Origin of the sequence: Kitasatospora sp. NPDC018058, from assembly GCF_044327205.1 — a bacterium.
GTDB lineage: Bacteria > Actinomycetota > Actinomycetes > Streptomycetales > Streptomycetaceae > Kitasatospora.
The window spans coordinates 1-4,768 of the sequence record NZ_JBIRFA010000114.1 but is presented as its reverse complement, the minus strand read 5'-3'; the positions used below and the strand labels follow the sequence as shown (position 1 = coordinate 4,768).

At 69.3% G+C, this 4,768-nt stretch carries 4 protein-coding genes and 1 pseudogene; all 5 read left to right on the top strand.

The genetic code is table 11. The features are described from left to right. Positions 1 to 264: 264 nt before the first annotated feature. Positions 265 to 498, top strand: a complete 234-nt coding sequence (locus ACH4E7_RS45235; protein ID WP_396255069.1) for a hypothetical protein — start codon at positions 265 to 267, stop codon at positions 496 to 498. Positions 499 to 515: 17 nt separating this feature from the next. Beyond that, complete coding sequence (locus ACH4E7_RS45230) at positions 516 to 1,958, top strand: hypothetical protein (protein WP_396255068.1); 1,443 nt, start codon at positions 516 to 518, stop codon at positions 1,956 to 1,958. Between the two features lie 356 nt (positions 1,959 to 2,314). Further along, positions 2,315 to 3,046, top strand: coding sequence for a hypothetical protein (locus ACH4E7_RS45225; RefSeq protein WP_396255067.1), 732 nt, complete (start codon positions 2,315 to 2,317; stop codon positions 3,044 to 3,046). Between the two features lie 134 nt (positions 3,047 to 3,180). Then, the gene (locus tag ACH4E7_RS45220) at positions 3,181 to 4,353 is read left to right on the top strand and encodes an IS30 family transposase (RefSeq protein ID WP_396255066.1); all 1,173 of its coding nucleotides are present in this window, start codon (positions 3,181 to 3,183) and stop codon (positions 4,351 to 4,353) included. A gap of 152 nt (positions 4,354 to 4,505) precedes the next feature. Further along, positions 4,506 to 4,768: pseudogene (locus ACH4E7_RS45215) on the top strand (hypothetical protein); the annotation flags it as partial.

Here is a 4,768-nt window from a genome sequence, read left to right as displayed (position 1 = left end):
CTACCTCACGCCCATCGAGATCCGCCAGCGGCACCAGCAAGGTCACACCCTCGCGGCGTAAACAGACAGTGTCCGAGCGCAGGGTGGAACTTCACCCAGTACTGCCTCGGGGATCTGGGCGTGCGGGGGTTGTTCGTTTACCCTGGGCGCCGAATTGCTCACGCAACTGGTGTGACTGAGGGGGCTTAGGGGATGTCAGGGTTCGGAGTGAATCCACAGGACTTGCGCGACGCGTGTACCGCCGGGCGCGCGGTGGCTGCGGGCATGCGGCAGGACGTGACGCAGGACTTCGGTCAGATGCCGGACCCGGCTCTGCCGTACTGGCTGTTCGTGGGGCCGGCCAAGGCCGCGATCAAGGACCTGAGTGACCACATTGATCGCGTCACCACCAACATGCTGGAACATGCCGCCGGCAACCTGAGCACGATGGCGAGCTCCTACGAGACCGCGGACACAACCGCCGCTTCGTCGCTCGGCACGCCGGGGGGTCAGGGCTGATGGTGTACTACTGGGGGATGCTCAAGGCGGCCGATCTCGGCGGCCTCCGGGCGATGACGAGCGCCGTGTCCACGTTCGAGGGCCACTTCAAGACGCGGATCACGCAGTGGCAGAAGATGCAGCGGGACCTGGCCTCGTCCAGCTGGCACGGGCACGCCTCGGACACGACCGACCTTGCGCTGCAGGAGCGCACCAGCCAGCTGTTCCTGGTCGACCAGACGATCGAGGATCTGCGCGTGGTCCTGACGGACGCCGTCGACACTCTCCTCCTCCTGCAGGCCCGGCAGAAGGCGCTCGTGGAGAACGCGGCCGCCAGCGGCCTGCGGATCGCCGACGGTGACGAGAACACTGCGCCCGTGGTGGAGATCCTGCCGCCCAGCAAGGGTGATGAGGCCGCGCGGCACGACCCCGAGTGGGTCAAGGCCATGGAAGCCGCCCGAGACAAGCTCGCGAAGGCGGTCGACGATCTGGGCGGCGAGCTGAAGACCATGGACGACACCGTGACCCAGGCGCTGGGGCGTCTCGACCGCACCTACCTGGACACCGGGGACTTCACCCCGGAACGGGTCGCCGACGTCCAGAAGGACATCGATTACCTCGACAAGACGACGAACCTGAAGATCGGGCCGCCTCCGGGAAGCACTGGCGGGAACCGGCAGTGGTGGGACTCGCTGCCCGAGTCCACGCGCCAGCAGCTCCTTCAGGACCACCCCGGCCAGATCGGGGCCCTGGCGGGTCTGCCCGCCCAGACGCTGGACGAGGCCAACCGGCTCTATCTGCCCCGGCTGCGCGACCAGATCGCGCAGGGTCTGGCCGGCACCGGTGCCCATCTGCACGCGACCCAGACCGATCTAGACGGTCTCGACGCCTTGCAGAAGCAGATCGACACCGCCACGCACCCGCCGCAGCTTCTGCTCAGGGTCGACACCCCGATGAATCAGCCCGGCCCGCCTGCCGCCGTCATCGCCTATGGCAATCCGGACACGGCGACCAACATCGCTGCCTACGTTCCGCCGAACCCGGCAGCGGGAACCGTGGCCAGCGATGCAGCCACCGCGCGCGCCCTAGCTGTGTCTGCGGGGAAGGCGGATCCGACGAAGACCACGGCGAGCCTGGTCGCCCTGAGTCTGGGCCCTCCTGGTGACCCGGGCCTGACCCCCAGTTCCCGGCCGGGACGCCCGCTGCGGGAGTCCTCCACCGCCGTGGGCGCGTACTACAGCCTGGCGGCATCCCATCAGGGCAAGGGCGCCAGCGTGAGTGAGATCTCCGCCGTCCCGGAGGAGCAGGGCTCCGGGTACGCCGTCGCCCGCATCCCCTTGGACACCTACCAGGCGGACGTCTACCGGGCGGACTTCCCCGATCCGTGGACGTCCGATGCCGTCGTGGTCAGGACACCGGGCAGTCTCGACGATCCGTCCTCCCGCCACACCGTCGTCAACGCGATCGTCGGCCGCCGGTAGAAGTCCCCTCAGACCGCCGACGCCCGTCACGGGACGGCCGGCGCGGTGATCGCCCTGCCCACGGAGCTCTGGGACGCCACCCGGGCCCCCGGGCTGGTACCGTCTGGTCGGCGGGAGGTGTTGACACTACAGCTCCCGCCGACTGCCTCGTCTCGGCCGGTCGGGAACCGGCCGAGACGTTCGCCGTCCGGGCGCAGTACCAGGTCCCAGTTGGCGGCAAGGTCCGCGAAGACGTCGTTCACGAGGTCGTCGGCGGAGGCGGCGGCACGCGGTGCCTGACCGACGGTGGTGTGTGCGTGGCGGCCCGGCCGGAGCGGCTGCGCGCGCCGCTCCGGGCTGTCCTCTACGGTCGCAGGATGACTGATCGGCCCGTTGTCATCCGTCCTCCCGAGACCCTCCTGGAGGAGCCCGGGAAGCGGCTGTCCCATGGGGGCATCCTCGACACGCCGGCGGGGCTGTTCACCGTTCTCGTCTTCGAGTACCCGAGCCCGCCGGCGCACGCCGAATCCGTGCCGTCGTGGACCGTCTACCTGACCGAGCCCGGCACCCGCCACGCAGTGCTCGCGCTTCCCCGGGCCATGGCCGCCCCGGACCACAGCGTCCACTTCATCGCCTGCAGCTTCGGCACCGTGCCTGACCCGGCCCGACTGCTGATGGTCGTACAGCACCGCGATCTTCCCCGGCTACAGACCGTCGATCTGCGTACGCCAGCGCCGGCCGGGCACGGGGCACTGTCCTGGCTCGCGGCACCTGGGACCCTGCGGGGGACTGGACCGGAACCCGCTCGGGTGTGGCACTGCGGGCTTCTCCGCACTCCCGCGCTGGTCTTCACCCACCTGGAGGCCAACTCCACCGTTCCGGACGCACTCGCGGCGCCGGGGTGGGAGCTCTCGCCGTACCGGAGCGAGGGAAACCCCAGGCCGCTTGCCGCCGATTTCACGCCCAGCCGGCTCCTCCACGGCACCTCGACCGGCAACGACCAGTTCTCCAGCTACGACGCGATCTTCGAAGCCCCGGAAACCGCCGCGGCCTTCACCTGGACCTGCGCTCCTCTCGGGCTGGCCACCACACAACAAGCACAGGGTTAGGCCAAAGAGGCGGCGTCGAGGACGCAACCGGTGGCGCGCCGACGGGCTGTCAACGCTCTCTGAAATTTGACCCTTTGGGAGTTCTTGGGTTCTAACGCTTGTCGCAACATTCCTTGATCATGATGGGTGTGTTGATGGCGAGGCGGGGACCCAAGCGCAGGCTCGATCTCGAAGCCGAGTACTGGCGCTTGCTGCAGTCCGGGGTGGGCACGGTCGAGGCGTGCAAGCAGCTCGGGATCGGTAGGAAGACCGGCTACCGGTGGCGGGCGGAGAACGGGGGCCTGCCTCCGGAACGGCTGCCCGAGCCGTCCCGGTCCGACCGCTACCTGTCGCTGCTGGAGCGCAAGAGGATCGCGACGCTGCGCGAACGCGGCCTGGGTATACGGGAGATCGCCCAACGTCTGGACAGGTCTCCGTCGACCGTCAGCCGCGAGCTCCGGCGCAACACCCTCGCTCACGACCAGGGCATCTACGACGCGGACCTGGCCCACCACCGCGCCGAGGAGCGCGTCAAGCGACCGAGGTTGGCGAAGCTGCGGCTCGACCACGAGCTCCGCGCCGAGGTCCAGGCCAAGCTCGACCTGGAGTGGAGCCCCGAGCAGATCGCCGCCCACCTACGCGAGCTGTGGCCGGACAGGCCGGAGCGGCACCTGTGCCACGAGAGCATCTACCGGGCCCTCTACCAGGGCGCCAAGGGCGGGCTGAGCAGGACGCTAACGAAGAAGCTGCGGACCGGCCGATCCCTGCGCAAGCAGCGCCGGAAGGGCGACCAGCGCGCCCCGCGGTTCGCCGTTCCGGCGACACTCATCGACGAGCGCCCCGCCGTCGTCGAGCTTCGCGAGCGCGTCGGCGACTGGGAGGGCGACCTGATCACCGGCCGGCACAACCGGTCCGCCGTCGCCACGCTCGTGGACCGCCACAGCCGCTACGTCCGTCTCGTCGCCCTGCCCGACGGACACGGCGCGGACCAGGTCCGCGAACGCCTCACCCAAGCCCTCCATGATTTCCCCAACAACGCACTGATGACGCTGACTTGGGACCAAGGCTCCGAGATGGCCTGCCACGACCAGCTCGCTCCGCTGTTCCACGACGGCGTCTTCGTCGCCCACCGCGCCAGCCCCTGGCAGCGAGGCACGAACGAGAACACGAACGGCCTGCTGCGGCAGTACCTGCCCAAGAGCACCGACCTGTCCGTCCACACCACTGAGGAGCTCCGAGCGATCGAGGACCGGCTCAACAGCCGGCCCCGGAAGACCCTGGGATGGCGGACCCCGGCCGAGCTATTCGCCGGCGCTCTGACAGCATGAGACCAGCATCGTTGCGACGATCATGCGAATCCGCCTTAGAAGGCATCCGCAATCCGCTTGTGGTGTATGACTTTTCGCTGTTCAGGCATGGTGTGCGGGGTTGGGCGGCAGGGTTTCGGCGTCGGTTTGTCGAGGTCGGAACGGAGTGTGTGATGCCGCCGTCGCCGTTGGGGTTGTTGGAGGAGCGTCGGGAGGCCGCCCGGGTGCGGGTGGAGGATCTGGAGGTCGAGTTGGAGCGCCTGGAGGGTGAGCTGAGGTCGGCGAGGGCGGTGTTGGAGCGTCGGGTGGTGGCGGTGGAGGAGCTGGTCGAGGCGCTCGCTCCGGCCGGGGATGGCGTGGGGCCGGCGCAGGCGGGGGTGCGGGTGCCGCCGAAGGGGGCGGTGGTGCCGGTGTGGCGGGAGGGTCTGGATCCGGT